We start from the raw sequence: 18,362 nt of genomic DNA on the forward strand, positions 1-18,362 counted from the left end.
AGTCTCATGAACGATCAGCCCTTGGACCTCGATCCCGCCCTCATCGACCGCTTCGCGGCGATCGTCGGCGACGAATATGCGTTGCGCGACCAGACCGACATCGCGCCTTACATCACCGAGCGGCGCGGCCTTTGGCACGGCCGGACATCGCTGGTGCTGCGCCCCGGCAGCGTCGAGGAAGTGAGCCGCATCATGCGGCTGGCGACCGAGACCGGAACGCCGATCGTGCCGCAAAGCGGCAACACCGGGCTGGTCGGCGCCCAGGTACCGGACAGATCCGGCCGCGACATCGTGCTGTCGCTGTCCAGGCTGAACCGCATCCGCGAGCTCGATGTCCTGTCGAATACGGTGACGGCAGAGGCCGGCGTCATCCTGCAGACGCTGCAGGAAGCGGCCGACGCCGCCGACCGGCTGTTTCCGCTCTCGCTCGGCGCGCAAGGCTCCTGCCAAATCGGCGGCAATCTCTCCTCCAATGCCGGCGGCACCGGCGTGCTTGCCTATGGCAATGCGCGCGAGCTCTGCCTCGGCGTCGAGGTGGTGCTGCCGACCGGCGAGGTGTTCGACGACCTGCGCAAATTGAAGAAGGACAACACCGGCTACGATCTGAAGAACCTCTTCGTTGGCGCCGAAGGCACGCTCGGCATCATCACCGCCGCGGTGCTGAAATTGTTCCCGAAGCCGAAGGGCAGGGAGGTCGCCTTTGCCTGCCTGCCGTCGTCGCCGAAAGACGCGCTTTCGCTGTTCACCCTGGCGATGGACCGCGCCGGCGCATCGCTGACCGCTTTCGAGCTGATCGGCAAAAGGCCATACGATTTCACGCTCAGGCACGGGCAAGGCATCGCCCGTCCTCTGGCCGGCGACTGGCCGTGGTATGTGCTGATGCAGATTTCGTCCGGCCGCTCCGAAGAGGACGGCAAAGCGTTGATAGAAGAGATCCTGGCAGAGGCTCTCGAGCAGGGCATCGTTGGCGACGCGGTGGTGTCGGCAAGTCTTGCCCAGAGCGACGCTTTCTGGAATTTCCGCGAGACGTTGCCCGAATCCCAGAAGCCGGAGGGCGCTTCGATCAAGCACGACATCTCCGTGCCGATCGCTTCGATCCCCGAGTTCATCGCAAAGGCGGCCGGCGCGGTGGAGGGGGTCTGCCCCGGCGCGCGCGTCGTCTGCTTCGGCCACATGGGCGACGGCAATCTCCACTACAACATCTCGCGTCCCGTGGATTGGCAGGATGAAGCATTCCTCGACCTCTACCACCCCATGAACAAGGCCGTGCACGATGTCGTGCGGTCCTTGCACGGCTCGATCTCGGCAGAGCACGGCATCGGCCAATTGAAGCGCGACGAGCTGATCGCCACGGCCCCGCCGATGGCGATCGACCTGATGCGTCGGGTGAAGGCGGCCTTCGATCCGGCCGGCATCATGAATCCCGGTAAGGTTATCTGATCCTCACCACATCGGGCGCCGGTCGCATTCCGATAACCATCGGCTCAGATCAGCAAAATTTAACCGACTTTCTTAAGCGCGCCGGTAAGAAGCGAGCGCTAATGTTTCTTCCCATAACGAGGCCGGAAAAACCGGCCCTGAGAGAACCGGAAAACGGCCCTCAGGACTAACAGGGAAGACATCGATGAACACTGGACTGAAGCCAGTCTGGGCCGGGCGCAACATGCGTCTCGACCCGTTTCGCCTGCCGCAGATGGTGAGCTATGCCACCCGCGACGACTATGGCGATGTCACCTTCACCATCGACCAGCGCGGCGCCGTCATCCGCCGTGTGCTGGAGATGAGCGGCGTGCCGGCGATCATCGCGTTGCCCGCCAAGGCGTTCCGCGGCGTCGCCGCGCGCGCCATGGAGGATCCGAACGGCAATGTCACCGTGACGCTCGAGCTTCTGCACAATGATCCGATGCTGTCGGTGCCGCTTCTGGTCGCCGACGACCTCGACGATGTCGCCGCCGACTGGCGCGCCTGGGCCGACGCCTATCGCCTGCCGATGCTGCTGATCGAGGCCGACGGCATTGCCCGCACCCTGGAAGAATCGCTCGGCGCTGCCATCAAGGCGCTGCCGCCGCAGGAGCGCCGCAAGGGCCGCGTCTCCACCACGCGCCGCCCGCGCTTCCTCGCCCGCCGCAAGGCCGGCAATCTGGGCTTGAGGCTGGTCATCGACGGCCAGGAGATTATCGCAAGGGAGTAGGTTTCTTCTCCCCGTCACTATACGGGGAGAAGTGCCCGGCAGGGCGATGAGGAGCAGCGCCGACCTGGGCGTTTAGCCGCCTCAAAATTTGAGCCAACACACGCTATATCGCCGCTGTGCCTTTCGCCTTACCTCCAGGGTCGGCGCCGCCCCTCATCCGGCTGCCGCCACCTTCTCCCCGTGGAACGGGGAGAAGGAAGAACTACACCAGCGGCTTCAGCCAAATCCACACCGAACCGCCGATCAGGCCCAGGAAGATCAGCCAGCCGACCTGGTTGTTCGATTTGAACAGTTTCAGACACTGGTCCGGATTGTTGATGTCGAGCCGGATGATCTGACGCGCCATATGCGCGCCGGCGGCGATCAGCCCGGCCAGCGCCACGATCGGCACCTGGGCCGAGGCGAAGGCGATGGCGAAGCAGACCAGCGCGCCGCCATAGAGTCCGGCCAGCCAGATCTTGGTGTTGTCGCCGAACAGCCGCGCCGTCGAGCGCACGCCGACGATGGCGTCGTCTTCCTTGTCCTGATGCGCGTAGATCGTATCGTAGCCGATCACCCACAGGATCGAGCCGATATAGAGCATGATCGCCGGATCATCGATGTCGCCGAACTCGACCGCCCAGCCCATCAGCGCGCCCCAGGAGAAGGCCAGCCCAAGCACCAATTGCGGCCAGTTGGTGATGCGCTTCATGAAGGGATAGACGGCAACGATCGCCAGCGAGGCGATGCCGAGCGGAATGGCGAAGCTGTTGAACTGCAACAGCACGGCCAAGCCCACCAGCGCCTGGATGATGACGAAAGCCCAGGCCTGGCGGCGTGTCACCTTGCCGGCGGGCAGCGGCCGCGAGCGCGTGCGCTCGACCTGGTTGTCGATGTCCTCGTCGGCGAGATCGTTATAGGTGCAGCCGGCGCCGCGCATGGCGACAGCGCCGATGAAGAACAGCAATAGATACCAAGGCGTCGGCAGCAGCGTCAGCAGCGGGTCGGTCGGGCGCGGATAGGCGCCCGCGGCAAGTGCTGCCGACCACCAGCAGGGCCATAAAAGCAGCTGCCAGCCGATCGGCCGGTCCCAGCGCGCGAGCTGCGCATAGGGCCAGAGCCAGCGCGGCAGCACGCGGTAGACCCAATGGCCGCTCGGCGCGTCGGCGACACGGCCCTGGATCGCTTTCGACTGGACGGTTTCCATCACGCTGGAGTGGCAGCAGCAAGCAGCGCCGTCAAGCGGCCGCGTTGTCGCTCAACCGCTGAAAACCTAGGCGGTGAAAACATCGTGAGCGGCAAACCATGCCTTGGCGACCTCGATGAAGGCGACCGCTGCCTTCGACAGGCGCTGGCGCGTGTCGTGGGTCAGGATGATGCGCTGCATGGGGAGCGGATCGGAGAGCGGCTTGCAGACCAGCGGCAGGCCGTCATAGCTGCGGTCGCCATAGGGCCTCGTATAGCTGACCGCGACGCCGAAGCTGTTGGCCACCATGGAGCGCTGCAGCTCGAACGAGCTGGTCGTCGCTCGGGCGACCGGCGAGAGGCCGCGGCTGAGGAAAAGGTCCAGCATGTGCTGCCAGCTGTGCGGCTGGTCGGTGGTGATCAACGGATGCTGCGCGAGCTCGGCAAGGCTGACGGCGTGCTTGTCCGCCAGCACATGGCCGGCCGGCAAAAGCGCGTGCGGCCGCAATTCATGCAGCAGAATGCGCTTGAAATGGCCTGGAAGGCCGAGATCGTAAGTGAGGCCGAGATCGACGGCGCTGTCGGCCAGGCGCCGTCCCAGCGTGTCGAAGGTTGCGTCTGTTATGACGACGGTGACAGCCGGGCAGCGCTCGGCAAAGGCGCGCATCAGCGCCGGCGCGAAATAGGGCGCCAGATCCTCGAAACAGCCCAGCACCAGCTCGCCGCCGACATCGGCGTCGCGCGATCCGAGCGCCGCCAGCTCGTCGGCCTCGCCCAGCACCTGCCTTGCCTTGGCGACGGCCCTGCGGCCGAAGGACGTCAGCGCAACTCCGCTGCCGCGCTGGCGCACGAACAGTTTCTGGCCAAGCGCGTCCTCGACATTGTCGATCGCCACCGAGATCGACGGCTGCGACACGTTCAACACTTGGGCTGCCGCGGTGACGCTGCCATAGCGGGCGACGGCAACGACATAGCGCAATTGCGCGAGGGTCAGTTTCATAGGCAAAAACTATAAACCAGATGGCAAGTTATTATTTTACGCGATGTCGGACGCTTGCGATAGTCGCTTGCCAACCCAAGGAGAGTACGCCATGGCCAGCCCAAAGATCGATGCTTCGACGATTGCCGATTACCAGCGCGATGGCGCGGTCTGCATCCGCGGTGCCTTCAAGGACTGGGTCAACGTCATCGCCGACGGCATCGAGCGTAATATGCGCAACCGTAGCGCCACGGCTTCCGACATCGCCGGCGGCCAGGGCAGCTTCTTCGACGATTACTGCAACTGGGAGCGCATCCCGGAATTCGTCAGGATCGTGCGCGAGTCGCCGGCCGCCGAGCTCGCGGCCGCGGTCATGCAGTCGCGCAGCGCCCAGTTCTTCCACGACCACGTCCTGGTCAAGGAGCCCGGCACGCAGAAGCCGACGCCGTGGCACCAGGATATCCCCTATTACTTCGTCGACGGCAGCCAGACGGTGAGCTTCTGGATCCCGATCGATCCCGTGAAGGAAGCGACGCTGAGGCTGATCGCCGGCTCGCACAGATGGGAAAAGATGGTGCTGCCGGTGCGCTGGCTGAACGACGACAACTTTTATGCCGGCGAGGGCGACTACCGGCCGGTGCCCGACCCCGACAACGACGCCTCGATGAAGGTGCTCGAATGGGAGATGGAGCCGGGCGACGCCATCCTGTTCGATTTCCGCACCGCGCATGGCGCGCGCGGCAACATGACGGCGGCGCGGCGCCGGGCGCTGTCGCTGCGCTGGGTCGGCGACGACGCGCATTATGTCGAGCGTCCCGGCCGCACCTCGCCGCCCTATCCGGGGCACGACATGAAGCCCGGCCAGAAACTGCGCGAGGATTGGTTTCCTGTCATTTTCCAGAGCTGAGGCGTTTTCCAGAGCTGGTGTGTTTCCCCTGGTACAGGAATTTTTGATTGGTCGGCTATATTTGCGCCGGCAGTCCATGCCTTGGGGATTGGCCGAAACGTCACTTCGTCATCCACGGGCGGAGCAAGGAGCGAAGCGACGCGCGCAGACCCGAGGATCCATGCCGTGACCTTGAAGCGTTGCAGGGTTGCAGAATTCTGCGCCGTTTGCATCCTTCGGCTAAGGCAACGGCATGGATTCTAGGGTCTGCGCGTCGCTTCGCGTCGCTCCGCCCTAGAATGACGAGGTTGAGGAGGCTTCAGCTAATCTCCCTGGAATTGCTCTAGGCTAGCCGAATGCGGGACCTGTCTCATCAGCCTTGATGAGGCCCACGTTCCCGTGCGCAATTGCCGCCAAAATGCCAAGACTCCTTGACCCGTCGCCCGCGGACCAATAGCGGGTTTAGGGAGACGATCAGCAAGAGGTGGCCATGAACGTTCTTCTTCTCGGCTCGGGCGGCCGCGAACATGCGCTCGCCTGGAAGATGTCCGCCTCGCCGCTGCTGACGAAGCTCTACGCCTCGCCCGGCAACCCGGGCATCGGCCGCATCGCCGAACAGGTCAAGCTCGACGTCGCCGACCATTCCACCGTCGCCTTCTTCTGCCAGGAGAAGAAGATCGACCTCGTCGTGGTCGGCCCGGAAGGCCCGCTGGTCGCCGGCATCGCCGACGATCTGCGCGCCTGGGGCATCCGCGTCTTCGGTCCCTCCAAGGCGGCGGCGCGGCTCGAGGGCTCGAAGGGATTCACCAAGGATCTTTGCGCCAAGTTCAACATCCCGACCGCCGCCTATGGCCGCTTCAGCGATCTCGCCTCCGCAAAGGCTTATGTAGAGAAGACCGGCGCGCCGATCGTCATCAAGGCCGACGGGCTCGCCGCCGGCAAGGGCGTCACCATCGCCATGACGCTGGACGAGGCGATCGCCGCGCTCGAAGCCTGCTTCGACGGCGCCTTCGGCGCGGCCGGCGCCGAGGTCGTGGTCGAGGAATATCTGACCGGCGAGGAGGCAAGCTTCTTCTGCCTGTGCGACGGCGCTACCGCGCTCCCCTTCGGCACCGCGCAGGACCACAAGCGCGTCGGCGACGGCGATACCGGGCCGAACACCGGCGGCATGGGCGCCTATTCGCCGGCACCGGTGATGACGCCGGAGATGACCGAGCGCACCATGCGCGAGATCGTCGAGCCGACCATGCGCGGCATGGCCAATCTCGGCGCGCCCTTCGCCGGCATCCTCTTCGCCGGCCTGATGATCACCGACCAGGGCCCCAAGCTGATCGAGTACAACACCCGCTTCGGCGATCCCGAATGCCAGGTGCTCATGATGCGGCTGAAGGACGACCTGCTCGTCCTGCTCAACGCCGCCGTCGACGGCCAGCTCGCGCATATGTCGGTCCGCTGGAGCGACGAGACGGCGTTGACCGTCGTGATGGCGGCCAGGGGCTATCCCGGCACGCCGGAAAAGGGCTCCGTCATCCGTGGTCTCGACAAGGCGGAAGGCGAGGGCGTCCAGGTCTTCCATGCCGGCACCGCCATCAATGGCGGCGCGCTGGTCGCCAATGGCGGCCGTGTGCTCAACGTCACCGCGCTCGGCAAGGCCGTCGGCGAGGCGCAGGCCAAGGCCTATGCGGCGATCGACCAGATCGACTGGCCGCAAGGCTTTTACCGCCACGACATCGGCTGGCGCGCCGTCGAGCGCGAGAAGGCCGGCGCGTAGTCCCGGAATTCAGGCGGCCGCGCTCTTGCGCCGGCCTCGCGCCCAGGCCGGCAGCCAGTCGCCGTGAGCGGCAAGCAGGTCGTCGACCAAGGACCAGATCTGATCGAGGTCGAGCTCGGCCGCCGTGTGCGGGTCCATCATCGCCGCGTGGTAGATGTGCTCGCGGTTCTCGCTCATCAGCGCCCGCACCGTCAGCTCCTGCACATTGATGTTGGTGCGGATCAGCGCCGTCAGCTGCGGCGGCAATTCGCCGATGTAAGTGGGCTGGATGCCGGAGGCATCGACAAGGCACGGCACTTCCGCCGCGCAGTCGAAAGGCAGCGAGGTGATGCAGCCATTGTTGCGCACATTGCCGTAGATCACCGACGGCTCGCCAGTCCAGACCGAATTCATGATCGAGGATGCATATTCCTTGGATTGCTCGACCTCGATCCGCTCGGCCGAGCGGTAGGCCTCCGCCTGGCCTTTCCAGCGCTCGATCTGCTCGATGCAGCGTTTCGGATATTCGTCGAGCGGAATGCCGTATTTCTCGATCAGGTCGGGTCGGCCGTCCTTGATGAAATAGGGCGTGTATTCGGCGAAATGCTCCGAGCTTTCGGTAACGAAATAGCCGAGCCGGGTCAGCATCTCGTAGCGCACCTTGTTCGGGCAGCGCGGGTTCCAGCCGGGTTTTGGCGCACGACCCTCGCGGTAGGCGCGCACAAGGTCGGGATAAAGGTCGCGGTAGGTGCCGTCCGGCTGGCGATGCTCGAACTTGAGATAAAACGCCATGTGGTTGATGCCGGCCGAGCGGTAGCGGATCTCCTCATAGGGAAGGTCGAGATCGTGCGCCAGTTCCATCGCCGTGCCCTGCACCGAGTGGCAGAGCCCGACCTGCTTGATCGTGGGATATTTCTCGGCGATCGCCCAGGTGTTGATCGCCATCGGGTTGACATATTGCAGCATGATCGCTTCCGGGCAGACCGCGAGCATGTCCTCGCAGATATTCCATAGATGCGGCACGGTCCTAAGGCCCCGCATGATGCCGCCGACGCCGAGCGTGTCGGCGATCGTCTGGCGCAAGCCGTATTTCTTCGGCACCTCGAAATCGGTGACGGTGCAGGGCTCGTAGCCGCCGATCTGGAAGGCGACGACGACGAAGTCGGCGCCCTTCAGCGCCTTGCGCTGGTCGGAATAGGTCTCGGCCTTCGCCTTGACGCCGAGCGTCGCGATCAGCTTGTTGACGACGACGGCGCTTTCTTCCAGCCGCTGCGGGTTGATGTCCATCAATGCGATGGTGGCGCCCGACAGCGCTGGCCGCTGCAGCACGTCGCCGACGATGTTCTTCATGAACACCGTCGAGCCGGCGCCGATGAACGTGATCCTGGGATTCTTTGCCACTGTAAAAACCTCCGGCACTTCTAAGCCACGTCGAAAGCGGCCCTGACGAGCCGTTCGGTGTAGGCGGTCTTGGGATTGGAAAGGACCTCGTCGACGGGCCCCTGCTCGACGATCTTGCCGTGTTGCATGACGATGACGCGGTGGCAGAGCGCCCGCACCACCTTGAGGTCGTGCGAGATGAACAGATAGCTCAGGCCGCGCTCGTCCTGCAGCTTGCGCAACAGGTCGATGATCTGCGCCTGCACCGAAAGGTCGAGCGCCGAAGTCGGCTCGTCGAGCAGGATGAATTCGGGCTCCAGCGCGATGGCGCGCGCGATCGCGATGCGCTGTCGCTGGCCGCCGGAGAACTCGTGCGGGAAGCGCGACAGGATGTTACCGGGCATGCCGGCGCTGACCAGCGCCTCGCGCACCCGCTCGTTCCGCTCGCGCCGCGTCGCGCCCAGCCTGTTGACGACCAGGCCTTCCTCGATGATCTGGCCGATCGTCATGCGCGGGTTGAGCGAGGAGAACGGATCCTGGAAGACGACCTGCATGCGCGAGCGCAGCGGCCGCATCTCGGTGCGCGAGAAGTTCTGGATCGGCTGGCCGTCGAAGCGGATCTCGCCGCGCTTGGCGTCGGCCAGCCTGATCAGCGCCTGGCCGAAGCTGGTCTTGCCGGAGCCGGATTCGCCGACCAGTCCCAGCGTCTCGTGACGGCAAAGCTTCAGGTCGAGGTCGTCGACCGCGACCAGCTCGCGCCAGTCCGGCTTGAGGAACGAGCCGTGGCGCAGCATGAAGCAGACGCGCACGCCGTTCGCCTCGAGGATGGTGCCGCTGCCCTCCGGCAGCGGCTGCGGGCGGCCGCGCGGCTCGGAGGCGAGCAGCCGCTGCGTGTAAGGGTGCCGCGGATCGGCGAACAGCCGCTCGGTGACGTTGTGCTCGCGCATTTCGCCATGCTGCATGACATAGACGTAGTCGGAGAACTTGCGCACCACGGTGAGATCGTGGGTGATCAGGATCACCGCCATCCTCAGTTCCTTCTGCAGGTTGCGGATCAGGTTCAGGATCTGCGCCTGCACCGTGACGTCGAGCGCCGTGGTCGGCTCGTCGGCAATCAGCACGTCGGGTTCGTTGGCCAAGGCCATGGCGATCATCACCCGCTGCCGCTGACCGCCCGACAGCTGATGCGGATACTGCTTGAGCCTTGCCTCCGGCTCGGGGATCTGGACATGCCGTAGAAGCTCGAGCGCGCGCGCCCAGGCTTGTCTGCGGCCGACTTTGCGATGCACCCGGATCGCCTCGACGATCTGGCTGCCGACCGTATAGATCGGGTTGAGCGAGCTCATCGGCTCCTGGAAGATCATCGAGATGCGGTTGCCGCGCAGCTTGCGCCGGGCGCTCTCGGGGAATTTCAGGATGTTCTGCCCGAGATATTCGACGCTCGATCGCGGCGAGACGGTTGCCCGCCTGGACAGCAGCCCCATGACGGTGCGCGCCGTCACCGACTTGCCGGAGCCGGATTCGCCCACGATCGCGATAGTCTCGCCGCTATAGATCTGGAAGGAGACGTCCTTGACCGCCTCGACGGTGCCGTGCTCGACCTTGAACGCGACCTCGATGTTGCGGGCGTCGATGACGGGTTGGTCATGGCGTCCGCCATGGTCGAGCCGGACGGCCGGCGCGAGGGAGTCTGCGAGCGCGATCGTCGTCATCCGGCCACCTCAATAAGGATCGATGGCATCGCGCAGGCCGTCGCCCAGCGCGTTGAAGGCAAAGACGGTGATCAGCACGAAGCCGACCGGCGACAGGATCCAGGGATAGGTGCCGATGACCGAATAGGTCGCCGTGTCCTGCAGCATCAGGCCCCAGGAGATCAGCGGCGGCTTCACCGCGAAACCGAGGAAGCCGAGGAAGGATTCGAGCAGCACCACCGTCGGGATCGCCAGCGTCACGGCGACGATCACATGGCTCATCACATTGGGGAAGATGTGCTGCATGATGATGCGCCGGTCGGTGGCACCGACCGCCATGGCGGCGCGCACATAGTCGATCCGCGCCAGCGCCAGCGTCTTGCCGCGCACCTCGCGCGACATCTGCGCCCAGCCCAGCGCCGACATGACGATGATGACGAAGGCGAGGAAGACATTGGTCGGCGCGGTGACCGGGATCAGCGTCGTCAGCGCCAGATAAAGCGGCAATTGCGGGAAGGCGAGCACAAGTTCCACGAAGCGCTGCATCCAGACATCGAACTTGCCGCCGAAATAGCCGGAGATCATGCCGACGCTGGTGCCGATGACCGTGATGATGAAGACCACCGTCAGCGCGATCACCAGCGACACGCGCGAGCCGTATATGGCGCGCGACAGCACGTCGCGGCCGAACTTGTCGGTGCCGAGGAAATGCACCGGCTGGCCGTCCATCGAGGCGAAGAAATGCCGGTTCGCCGGGACGAGACCGAGAAGCCTGTAGGGCGCGCCTTCGACGAAGAAGCCGAGTAGCCTTGGATGGTCGTAGTCGGGGCCGACGATCGGCTGGAAGGTGACCGGATCGAGATCGGCCGAATCGGCCAGCGCATAGACCCGCGGCCGCGCGACAAGATTGCCGTCCTTGTCGTGGAAGGCGGGCAGTTGCGGCGGCGCGAAGGCGACGTCGGTCGCCTTGGGATCCATCGGCGCCAGGAATTCGGCGAACACCGCCATGACAAGCAAGAGCGCGACCAGGCAAAGCCCGGCCATGCCGGTCCACGAACGCTTCAGCCGGCGCCAGACGAGCGCGATGTAGCTCTCATTGCCATGCGCGGCTTCGGCCACCGGGACGCTTTCGGCCGGCAAGGGCGTAAGGGATGGGGGCGGGGGTAAGGGATCGCGGGCCAGCATCTAGCGCTCCCCGAACTGGCGGATGCGCGGGTCGAGCAGGACCAGCAACATGTCGGCGATGATGTTGCCGACGATCAGCGTCGCCGACAGCACCATCATGAAGGTCGCCGTGACATAGACGTCGCCCACCGCCATCGAGCCGACGATAGCCGGGCCGACGGTCGGCAGCGCGAAGATGATCGCCGTCTCGATCTCGCCGGTGAGCATATAGGGCAGCACCACGCCCTGATACATCACCAGCGGATGCAGCGCGTTGGGCACGGCGTGCCGCATGACCACGGCGCCACCGGTCAGGCCCTTGGCCTTGGCCGTCTCGACATATTGTGCGTTGAGCGTGTCGAGCAGATTGCCGCGCATGACGCGCATATTGTAGGCGAGGCCGCCGAAGGTCGCGATCGCCACAACCGGCCAGACATGCTTGATGAGGTCGACGAGCTTCGCCCACGACCAGGGCGCGCCGCCATATTGCGGCGAGAAGAACGAGCCGATCTCGGAGACGTTGAACTGGAAGACCAAGAGATAGACGATGATCAGCGCCATCAGGAAGCGCGGCACCGTCATGCCGAGGAACGAGATCGCCGAAAGTGTCGAGTCGATCCAGGAATACTGCCGCGTCGCCGCCCATATGCCGAAGCTGATGCCGAGCACCGAGGCGAGCAGATGGCAGACCAGCGCCAGAAGCAAGGTGCGCGGCAGGCGCTCGCCCACCACATCGGCCACGGGCTTGTTGTAGTAGAGGCTGTAGCCGAAATCGCCGCGGGTGACGATGCCGCCGATCCAGTTGAGGTACTGGACGGGCAGCGGCTTATCGAGGCCATGCTCGACGCGGTAGGCCTGGGCTTGCGCTTCAGCCTCGGCGTAGGAAGCGCCGCCCTGGTTGATCAGCTGCGAGCGGATGTAATCCGCATAGTCGCCGGGCGGCGCCTGGATGATGGCGAAGGTGACGAGGCTCAAGATGGCGAGGACGGGAAGCGCCGACGCTATGCGCATAAGCAGGAATCGCAGCATGGGCGGTCAGCTTCCTTTCTGGCCGGTCGCTCCCTGGGGTGCGTTCGGAGGTTTCGTTGTCCGGCCGCGCCGCGGCGCGGCCGGACGTCTTTTCGTCAGGGGAGGTAAACCTTACATCGGACCCTTGTCACCCGGTTTGCCGGGAAGCTCCTCCGGATACAATTCGTGCTTCGCCTGCTTGTCGGCGGCGACGAAGACACGTTCGCGGACGATCGAATCCTCGGCCCAGTTGAACATGTAGATCGGCGTGCCTTGCGGGATGTTGGAGAAGCGCTTGTTGATGATGAGCGCGCCCGGATACTCGGTCAGCCCGACATTGTAGACATGCTCGGTCGATATCTTCTGGAACTTTCGCATCAGGTCGGCACGCTGGTCGTTGTCCTGCGTCGTCACGAACTTGTTGACGATGTCCACGAGGTCCTTCTCGAAGGGCATCAGGTCGACCTCGCCGCTTTCCGGCGCGCGGTGATTCCAGCTGGTCTTCGGGCCGACGGGAGCAAGCTGCTCGGTGTTTTGCACCACCGAGGTCAGCTCGGTCTCGTTGCGCCGGATCAGCCAGTCGAAACGGCCGGAATATTGGATGGCGTCGCGCTGCGTTCCGTTGACCCCGTTGAGCACGACCCTCAGCCCGAGCTTTTCCATCTGCGCGACCACGCCTTCGGCAAGGCTCTTGTCGGTGGTGTAGTCGTTGTTGACCAGCATCACAATCTCGACGTTCTTGCCGCCGGCGGTGCCGGCCGGGAAGTTCACGATGCCGTCGCCGTCGGTGTCCTTCAGCCCGGCCTTGGCAAGCTCGGCCTTGGCGCCTTTGAGATCGAACGGATAGTAGACCGTCGACTTGCGGTCATAGAAGCTGGTGCCCGACGAGAAGCCGCCCGGATAGATGGCGGTAAACGGACCCTTGACCAGCGAGTCGCCCAGCGCCTTGCGGTCGAGCGCCATGGTCACCGCCTTGCGGAAGTCCTCGTTGCGGTTCAATTCACGCACCGCCTGGCCGCGCTCGTCCGGGTTGCCCCAGCCATTGGCGGAGAAATTCATGCGCAGATTGTAGCCGATGAGACGCGGGCCGAAGGCAAGCCGGGCCGGCGCGTTCGAGTCGGCCGCGCGCTTCAGCGAGGCGACGAAATTCTCGGGCTGCTCAAGGTTCGAGAAGTCGCCCGAGCCCGCCACCGCCTGGACGTCGCGGTCGGCCCAGGTCGAAAGCTTGTATTGCAGCTCGTTGAGATAGGGCAGCTGGTTGCCCTTTTCGTCGACCTTCCAATAGTAGGGATTGCGCCGCAAGACGATGATATCGTCCGGCCGGTATTCGACCGGCACCCAGGCGCCCATCACCGGCATGTTCATATAGTCCGGCGGGAAGGCATTCTTGAACTGATCGTAGGTGTTCTTCGAATATTTCGCATGCTGCGGCTTCAGGATATGCGAAGGGCCGGGACAGAAGGTGCCGTAGGCCATCGCATAGAGATATTGTCGCGGGAACGCCTCCTTGAAAGTCCACTCGACGGTGTAGTCGTCGACCTTCTTCAGCGTCGTGCCGACCCCAAAAGTCTCTGGCGTGGCGCCGTTCAGCGGCGAGACGTTGGGATCGACGACCTCGTCATCCCAGTAGAACATGACGTCGTCGGCGTTGAAGGGCGCGCCATCGGACCATTTGGCGCCTTCGATCAGATGCATGGTGAGCTTGTGGCCGTCGCTAGACCAGTCCCAGCTCTTGGCGAGGTTCGGCAGCGGCTCGGTATCCTTGGCCTCGACCTGGAACAGCGGCGCCGTGCGCGTCAGGCATTCGGACAGGCCGATATCGATGCCGCCCCAGCCTTGCGTCTGGCCGGCGCCGTAGTTCCAGCCTTCCGGCCTGCCGCCGATGACGTGGCGCATCGTGTCGCCATAGACGCCAATGCCGTCGGGCATGTTGCCGGTCTTGAAGACCAGCGGCTCCTTGGGCAGCCTGTCCTTGACGGGCGGCAGCTTGCCGGTCTTGACGTATTTCTCCGTCACCCAGTCCGGCTCGTGATATTCGGGCAGCGCCTTGAACTCCAGGATGGAGTCGCGCGCCACATAGTGGATCTTGCCTTCGGCCGGGAATGTCGCCGGCTGCGGCGGCACTGTCGGTTCGGACGCGAAAGCGTTGAGTGCGTGGACTGAAACGCTGAGCATCAGCCCGGCGGCGATGCCAATTCTATGCAGGTTCCTCATAGTCTCCTCCCAGATGTTTGGATGTCTGCTGTTGCCCGCCTCTTGTTCGGGACGGCTCATTCCGACGGGACCTGCCTCCTGCAGGTCCGGCTGCTTGTCCCGGTCTCAGCCGGCCTGTTTCAGCGCCGCCTTCTCGGCGCGCAATTCCTCGATCGAGCGCACGCTGCGCCGCGCCGCGCCCGCCCATTCACGCGTCTTGACCTTGGATTTCGAAAGCCGCTCCTTTGCCGCCGGAACGGCATGCGCATATTGCGGCAGCCATTGAGCCTGCGCGACGACCATCTCGTCCACCATCTGCCAGACCTCTTCCGGCGTCGACACGGCTCCCACCAGCGGATCGTGCAGCACGGCGAGCTTCAACAGGTCGATGTCGCCGGCGATCGCGGCATGCACCGACATGCGCTGGACGTTGATCGAAGCCATGCAGGTGGCCGCGCAGGCTTCCGGCAAGGTGATGCCGGCGGCCATGTTGATGCCGAAACGGTCGACGAAGCCGGGCGATTCGATGATGGCGTCCTGCGGCAGGTTGGTGATCACGCCGTTGTTCTTGACGTTGAAATGGCCGCGATAGACGCGGTTGGTCTCGAGCGCCTCGAGGATGTGGCTGGCGTGTTCGTTCGAGCGTTTTGCCAGGTCGATCGGCTTCGAGGCCGCTTCGAGGAATTGCGGATATTCCGTCTCGAACCAGTTGCGGGTTTCGGTCGAGTAGCGCAGGTAGCCGCCCGTCTCGCCATGGATCCAGTCGGACATGTCGATCCAGCGCGCGATCTCGTCGGGACGCTTGCGATACCAGGGCAGATATTCCGACAGATGGCCGTTGCTTTCGGTCGAATAGACCCCAAAACGCTTCAGCACGTCGATGCGAAGCTTTTCCTGCTTCGAATAGACCGGATGCGCCTCGAAGGCGGAGATCAATTCGTCCTTGCCGATCGGCCGGCCGTTCAGCCTGAGCTCGATGAACCAGGTCTGGTGGTTGATGCCGGAACAGACATAGTCGAGCTCCTTGGGCGACTTCGCGCCGAGCACCTGGGCAATCTGCTCGGCGCCATGCTGAACGCCGTGGCAGAGGCCGACCGTGTCGACCTTGCCGTATTCGATCGCGGCCCAGGTGTTCATCGCCATCGGGTTGGCGTAGTTGAGGAACTTGGCACCGGTGGCGGCGACCTCCCTTATATCCTTGCAGAAGTCGAGGATCACCGGAATGTTGCGTTGGCCGTAGAGAATGCCGCCGGCGCAGATCGTGTCGCCGACGCATTGATCGATGCCGTATTTCAGCGGGATGCGGATGTCGTCGGCATAGGCTTCGAGCCCGCCGACGCGCACGCAGCTGATGATGTAGCGCGCGCCCTCCAGCGCCTCGCGGCGGTTGGTGGTCGCCGTCACCTTGGTCGGCAACTTGTTCGCCTCGACGATCCTGTCGAGGATCGCCTTGATCATCGCCAGATTGTGCTCGCTGACATCTGTCAGCGCGAATTCGATATCCTTGAACTCCGGCACGCACAGAATGTCGGTGAACAGCTTCTTGGTGAATCCGACGCTGCCGGCGCCGATAATAGCGATTTTGAAACTCATCACCTTCACCTCGATCCAATCGAATGCTAGGCAAGGAGCAAAGGAGAGAACATGGCCGCGCGCAGCAGCGCGCATGCCATCCAAAGCCGGAAATCCGGCTCTTTCTCCTCCCGCCCGCTCCTCGACCGCGGGTCTCTCGCGTTCTTGAGAGCCGGATTATGCGCTTATTCGCCGACGGGGCCAGAGAAGGATTATGCTTTCGAGGGTAATTTTGTGCTGCGGGACCTGATCGCCAACGGAAAGCTGATGCGGACGATCTCGCTGCCGCGCGGCCGCCAGCGCCTGCATGCCATGCCGACCAGCACGGGCTATGAACTGCGCGAGGACGAGGCATATGACTGGGACGGCAGGAAGCGCGGCCAGACCCCGTTCACCGTGCTCCAGCATACGATCAGCGGCACCGGTCAATTGCGCTACGAGAGCCGCAATTACCGCCTGCAGGCGAACGACACGCTGCTGGTTCTGGTGCCGCACAATCATCGCTACTGGTTGGCCAAGAGCGACCGCTGGGAATATTTCTGGATCTCGATGAATGGCGAGGAGGCGCTGCGCATCCACAAATCCATCCTCAGCGTCTCGGGCCCGGTGTTGCGGCTGCAGCCGGCGACCATCGATCACCTTGCCGATTGCAGCCTGCGGCTGATCAAGGGCGCCGCTTCGCCAGGTGCGGCCTCGGCGATCGCCTATGAGGCGGCAATGGCGCTTTATGACGACGTCTTCGGCTCGCACGCCTTCACCGAGAAACAGAGCGCAATGCAGCCGGTCATCGACCACATCAACGCCAATCTCGACAAGCCGCTGCCGGTGGCGGAGCTGGTCGGAATCAGCGGCCTCAGCCGCGCCCATTTCTCGCGCTGCTTCGCCGAGAGCGAAGGATTGCCGCCGGCCGAATTCGTGCTGCAGCAGCGTCTGCAGCGGGCGGCGAAACTCCTGACCAAGGCCGATTTCCTCCCGGTCAAGGAAGTCGCGGTGCTGTGCGGCTTCGAGGACGCGAACTACTTCTCCAAGGTCTTTCGCCGCTGTTACGGCATCAATCCGACGCAGTTTCGCACCACCGGCATGTATGCCAGCCTGGGCAACCATCGTTGATGTCCTCGGCTCCTGGAAGAAGTCGGCTCTTGGAAGAAGTCAGCGCTTGGCGCTGTCGAGCGCCGTCGAGGCGGTGCTGACCGGATCGGCGGCAGCGGCGAAGGCCGCGTCTATCTGCTCGGGCGTGCGCTGTCCGGAGCGTTTCCAGGCGACATATTGCGCGATGCCGAAGCCGGCACGTCGCGGCACCGTCTTCACCACCGGCATCCGGAACCCGTCGCGGAATTTCTCCCAGCGCGCGCCGAGCACGGCGACCATCTCCTCGACGGTCGGCGGCGTCGCAACATCGGCATAGGTGATGGTGACCTTGCCCGCGAGGGCTCTTTCGCGCGAAACCGGCACCGGGATCGAGGCGAGGTAGTCGGCCGGCACGTCGAGCAGGCCGCCAAAGGCCCATTGCCGGCGCAGCTCGTCCGCGCTCATCGGCGCGACGCTGACGTCGATGTCGTTGGGCGTGCCGGGCACGCGGTAGGGGCAACGGAAGCGGCCGCAATTGGTGTGCGCCGAGAATTGCCAGAGCGCGTAGCCCTGCCAGTTGCCCATCGGGAAATGCACGTCGATGTCCGGCTTGTAGCGGGCATACCAGAGCGGCAGCCGCGACAGGAGCCGATATTGGTAGCGGTTGTCGGCGATATACTGGGCGGTCTTGCCGTTGACATAGAGCACCGGGAAGCGGCCGAGGCGGCGATGCACCTGGCGCACGAATTCTTCCGCATCCTCCAGCGACATCCATTGCGTTGCATCGATGCCTTCGATGTCGAGGGCCATCAGCTCGTCGGGCGCCGGCTCGGCGAAATCGATGAAATTATTGGCCTGCTCGACCGGGTTGCCAGGCCGCGCCAGGTGATAGGCGCCCCATTTCAGGCCAAGCGCCTTGGCCACCACCTTGCGCGTCTGGAACAATTCGCGCGTCACCGCATAGCGCTTCCACTGCGCCTTGCAGAGTTTGACGTCGGCTTCGGCGCCGAAGCAGAAATAGGGCGGCGGCAGCCCGTCGGACGCCTTGTTGATGAAGCCGGCGATGCGCTTGTCGGTGACCAGCTGCCTCCAGTCGATCGAATTGTATTCGTAGGCGTCGATGACCAGCGGGCGGTCGGCATTCTTCCATGGCTCGGAGAAATCCGAGGCCTTTGCCGCCGTGCCCAGCGCAATCGCCGCCGCGAGAAGCGCCAGGCGGCGAAGAGGGCGCGCCGGCTTTTTCAATCAGGGTGTCCCCCACTGACCAGGGAACGATCCTGAACCGCCATGGTTAAGGAAGTGCTTTCAAAAACGCG

14 protein-coding genes are annotated in these 18,362 nt (G+C 64.2%); 5 read left to right on the top strand and 9 right to left on the bottom strand.

Features of this window, described 5'->3' with window-relative positions; genetic code table 11:
• Positions 1-6: 6 nt before the first annotated feature.
• Positions 7-1,440, top strand: a complete 1,434-nt coding sequence (locus FJ419_RS14910; RefSeq protein WP_140694043.1) for an FAD-binding oxidoreductase — start codon at positions 7-9, stop codon at positions 1,438-1,440.
• 184 nt (positions 1,441-1,624) lie between these two features.
• Positions 1,625-2,191 carry a DUF6101 family protein gene (locus FJ419_RS14915; RefSeq protein ID WP_140694046.1) on the top strand — a complete coding sequence of 189 codons (567 nt, stop codon included), beginning with the start codon at positions 1,625-1,627 and terminating at the stop codon, positions 2,189-2,191.
• Positions 2,192-2,393: 202 nt separating this feature from the next.
• Here FJ419_RS14915 and ubiA read toward each other — a convergent pair whose 3' ends face one another.
• Both ubiA and FJ419_RS14925 read right to left on the bottom strand, forming a co-directional pair.
• Complete coding sequence (gene ubiA / locus FJ419_RS14920) at positions 2,394-3,377, bottom strand: 4-hydroxybenzoate octaprenyltransferase (protein WP_140694814.1); 984 nt, start codon at positions 3,375-3,377, stop codon at positions 2,394-2,396.
• Between the two features lie 66 nt (positions 3,378-3,443).
• A complete protein-coding gene (locus FJ419_RS14925; RefSeq protein ID WP_140694049.1) occupies positions 3,444-4,355 on the bottom strand; it encodes a LysR family transcriptional regulator in 912 nt (303 codons plus the stop codon).
• A 91-nt stretch (positions 4,356-4,446) separates the two neighbouring features.
• On the opposite strand from FJ419_RS14925, the gene FJ419_RS14930 reads away from it, so the two are divergent.
• Both FJ419_RS14930 and purD read left to right on the top strand, forming a co-directional pair.
• Entirely contained in the window at positions 4,447-5,241 is a 795-nt protein-coding gene (locus FJ419_RS14930; RefSeq protein ID WP_140694052.1) for a phytanoyl-CoA dioxygenase family protein, read from the top strand.
• A gap of 469 nt (positions 5,242-5,710) precedes the next feature.
• A complete protein-coding gene (gene purD, locus FJ419_RS14935) occupies positions 5,711-6,991 on the top strand; it encodes a phosphoribosylamine--glycine ligase (RefSeq protein ID WP_140694055.1) in 1,281 nt (426 codons plus the stop codon).
• A gap of 9 nt (positions 6,992-7,000) precedes the next feature.
• On the opposite strand, the gene FJ419_RS14940 is transcribed toward purD, so the two are convergent.
• From FJ419_RS14940 to FJ419_RS14965, 6 genes are all read right to left on the bottom strand, one after another.
• Positions 7,001-8,371 (bottom strand): alpha-glucosidase/alpha-galactosidase, encoded by a 1,371-nt coding sequence (locus FJ419_RS14940; RefSeq protein WP_140694058.1) that lies wholly within the window; start codon positions 8,369-8,371, stop codon positions 7,001-7,003.
• A 20-nt stretch (positions 8,372-8,391) separates the two neighbouring features.
• Complete coding sequence (locus tag FJ419_RS14945; RefSeq protein ID WP_140694061.1) at positions 8,392-10,062, bottom strand: ABC transporter ATP-binding protein; 1,671 nt, start codon at positions 10,060-10,062, stop codon at positions 8,392-8,394.
• A 9-nt stretch (positions 10,063-10,071) separates the two neighbouring features.
• A complete protein-coding gene (locus FJ419_RS14950) occupies positions 10,072-11,226 on the bottom strand; it encodes an ABC transporter permease (protein ID WP_140694064.1) in 1,155 nt (384 codons plus the stop codon).
• Positions 11,227-12,234: an ABC transporter permease gene (locus tag FJ419_RS14955; protein ID WP_140694067.1), complete on the bottom strand. Its 1,008-nt coding sequence runs from the start codon at positions 12,232-12,234 to the stop codon at positions 11,227-11,229.
• A gap of 111 nt (positions 12,235-12,345) precedes the next feature.
• On the bottom strand, positions 12,346-14,427 hold the full coding sequence (locus tag FJ419_RS14960; protein ID WP_140694070.1) for an ABC transporter substrate-binding protein: 2,082 nt from the start codon (positions 14,425-14,427) through the stop codon (positions 12,346-12,348).
• Between the two features lie 105 nt (positions 14,428-14,532).
• Positions 14,533-15,999: an alpha-glucosidase/alpha-galactosidase gene (locus FJ419_RS14965; RefSeq protein ID WP_140694073.1), complete on the bottom strand. Its 1,467-nt coding sequence runs from the start codon at positions 15,997-15,999 to the stop codon at positions 14,533-14,535.
• Between the two features lie 51 nt (positions 16,000-16,050).
• Here FJ419_RS14965 and FJ419_RS14970 point away from each other — a divergent pair, with 51 nt between their 5' ends.
• Positions 16,051-17,088, top strand: a complete 1,038-nt coding sequence (locus FJ419_RS14970) for an AraC family transcriptional regulator (protein ID WP_348642816.1) — start codon at positions 16,051-16,053, stop codon at positions 17,086-17,088.
• A 39-nt stretch (positions 17,089-17,127) separates the two neighbouring features.
• Here the strand turns inward: FJ419_RS14970 and FJ419_RS14975 are convergent, their stop codons facing one another.
• Positions 17,128-18,291, bottom strand: coding sequence for a glycoside hydrolase family 25 protein (locus FJ419_RS14975; protein ID WP_140694076.1), 1,164 nt, complete (start codon positions 18,289-18,291; stop codon positions 17,128-17,130).
• Positions 18,292-18,362 lie beyond the last annotated feature (71 nt).

The sequence above is a fragment of the Mesorhizobium sp. B2-6-2 genome (assembly GCF_006440615.1).
GTDB lineage: Bacteria > Pseudomonadota > Alphaproteobacteria > Rhizobiales > Rhizobiaceae > Mesorhizobium.

Coding starts and splice junctions, on each gene's coding strand:
- FJ419_RS14910 (WP_140694043.1), top strand. CDS start 7: ATGAACGATCAGCCCTTGGACCTCGATCCCGCCCTCATCGACCGCTTC.
- FJ419_RS14915 (WP_140694046.1), top strand. CDS start 1,625: ATGAACACTGGACTGAAGCCAGTCTGGGCCGGGCGCAACATGCGTCTC.
- ubiA (WP_140694814.1), bottom strand. CDS start 3,377: ATGGAAACCGTCCAGTCGAAAGCGATCCAGGGCCGTGTCGCCGACGCG.
- FJ419_RS14925 (WP_140694049.1), bottom strand. CDS start 4,355: ATGAAACTGACCCTCGCGCAATTGCGCTATGTCGTTGCCGTCGCCCGC.
- FJ419_RS14930 (WP_140694052.1), top strand. CDS start 4,447: ATGGCCAGCCCAAAGATCGATGCTTCGACGATTGCCGATTACCAGCGC.
- purD (WP_140694055.1), top strand. CDS start 5,711: ATGAACGTTCTTCTTCTCGGCTCGGGCGGCCGCGAACATGCGCTCGCC.
- FJ419_RS14945 (WP_140694061.1), bottom strand. CDS start 10,062: ATGACGACGATCGCGCTCGCAGACTCCCTCGCGCCGGCCGTCCGGCTC.
- FJ419_RS14950 (WP_140694064.1), bottom strand. CDS start 11,226: ATGCTGGCCCGCGATCCCTTACCCCCGCCCCCATCCCTTACGCCCTTG.
- FJ419_RS14955 (WP_140694067.1), bottom strand. CDS start 12,234: ATGCTGCGATTCCTGCTTATGCGCATAGCGTCGGCGCTTCCCGTCCTC.
- FJ419_RS14960 (WP_140694070.1), bottom strand. CDS start 14,427: ATGAGGAACCTGCATAGAATTGGCATCGCCGCCGGGCTGATGCTCAGC.
- FJ419_RS14965 (WP_140694073.1), bottom strand. CDS start 15,999: ATGAGTTTCAAAATCGCTATTATCGGCGCCGGCAGCGTCGGATTCACC.
- FJ419_RS14970 (WP_348642816.1), top strand. CDS start 16,051: ATGGCCGCGCGCAGCAGCGCGCATGCCATCCAAAGCCGGAAATCCGGC.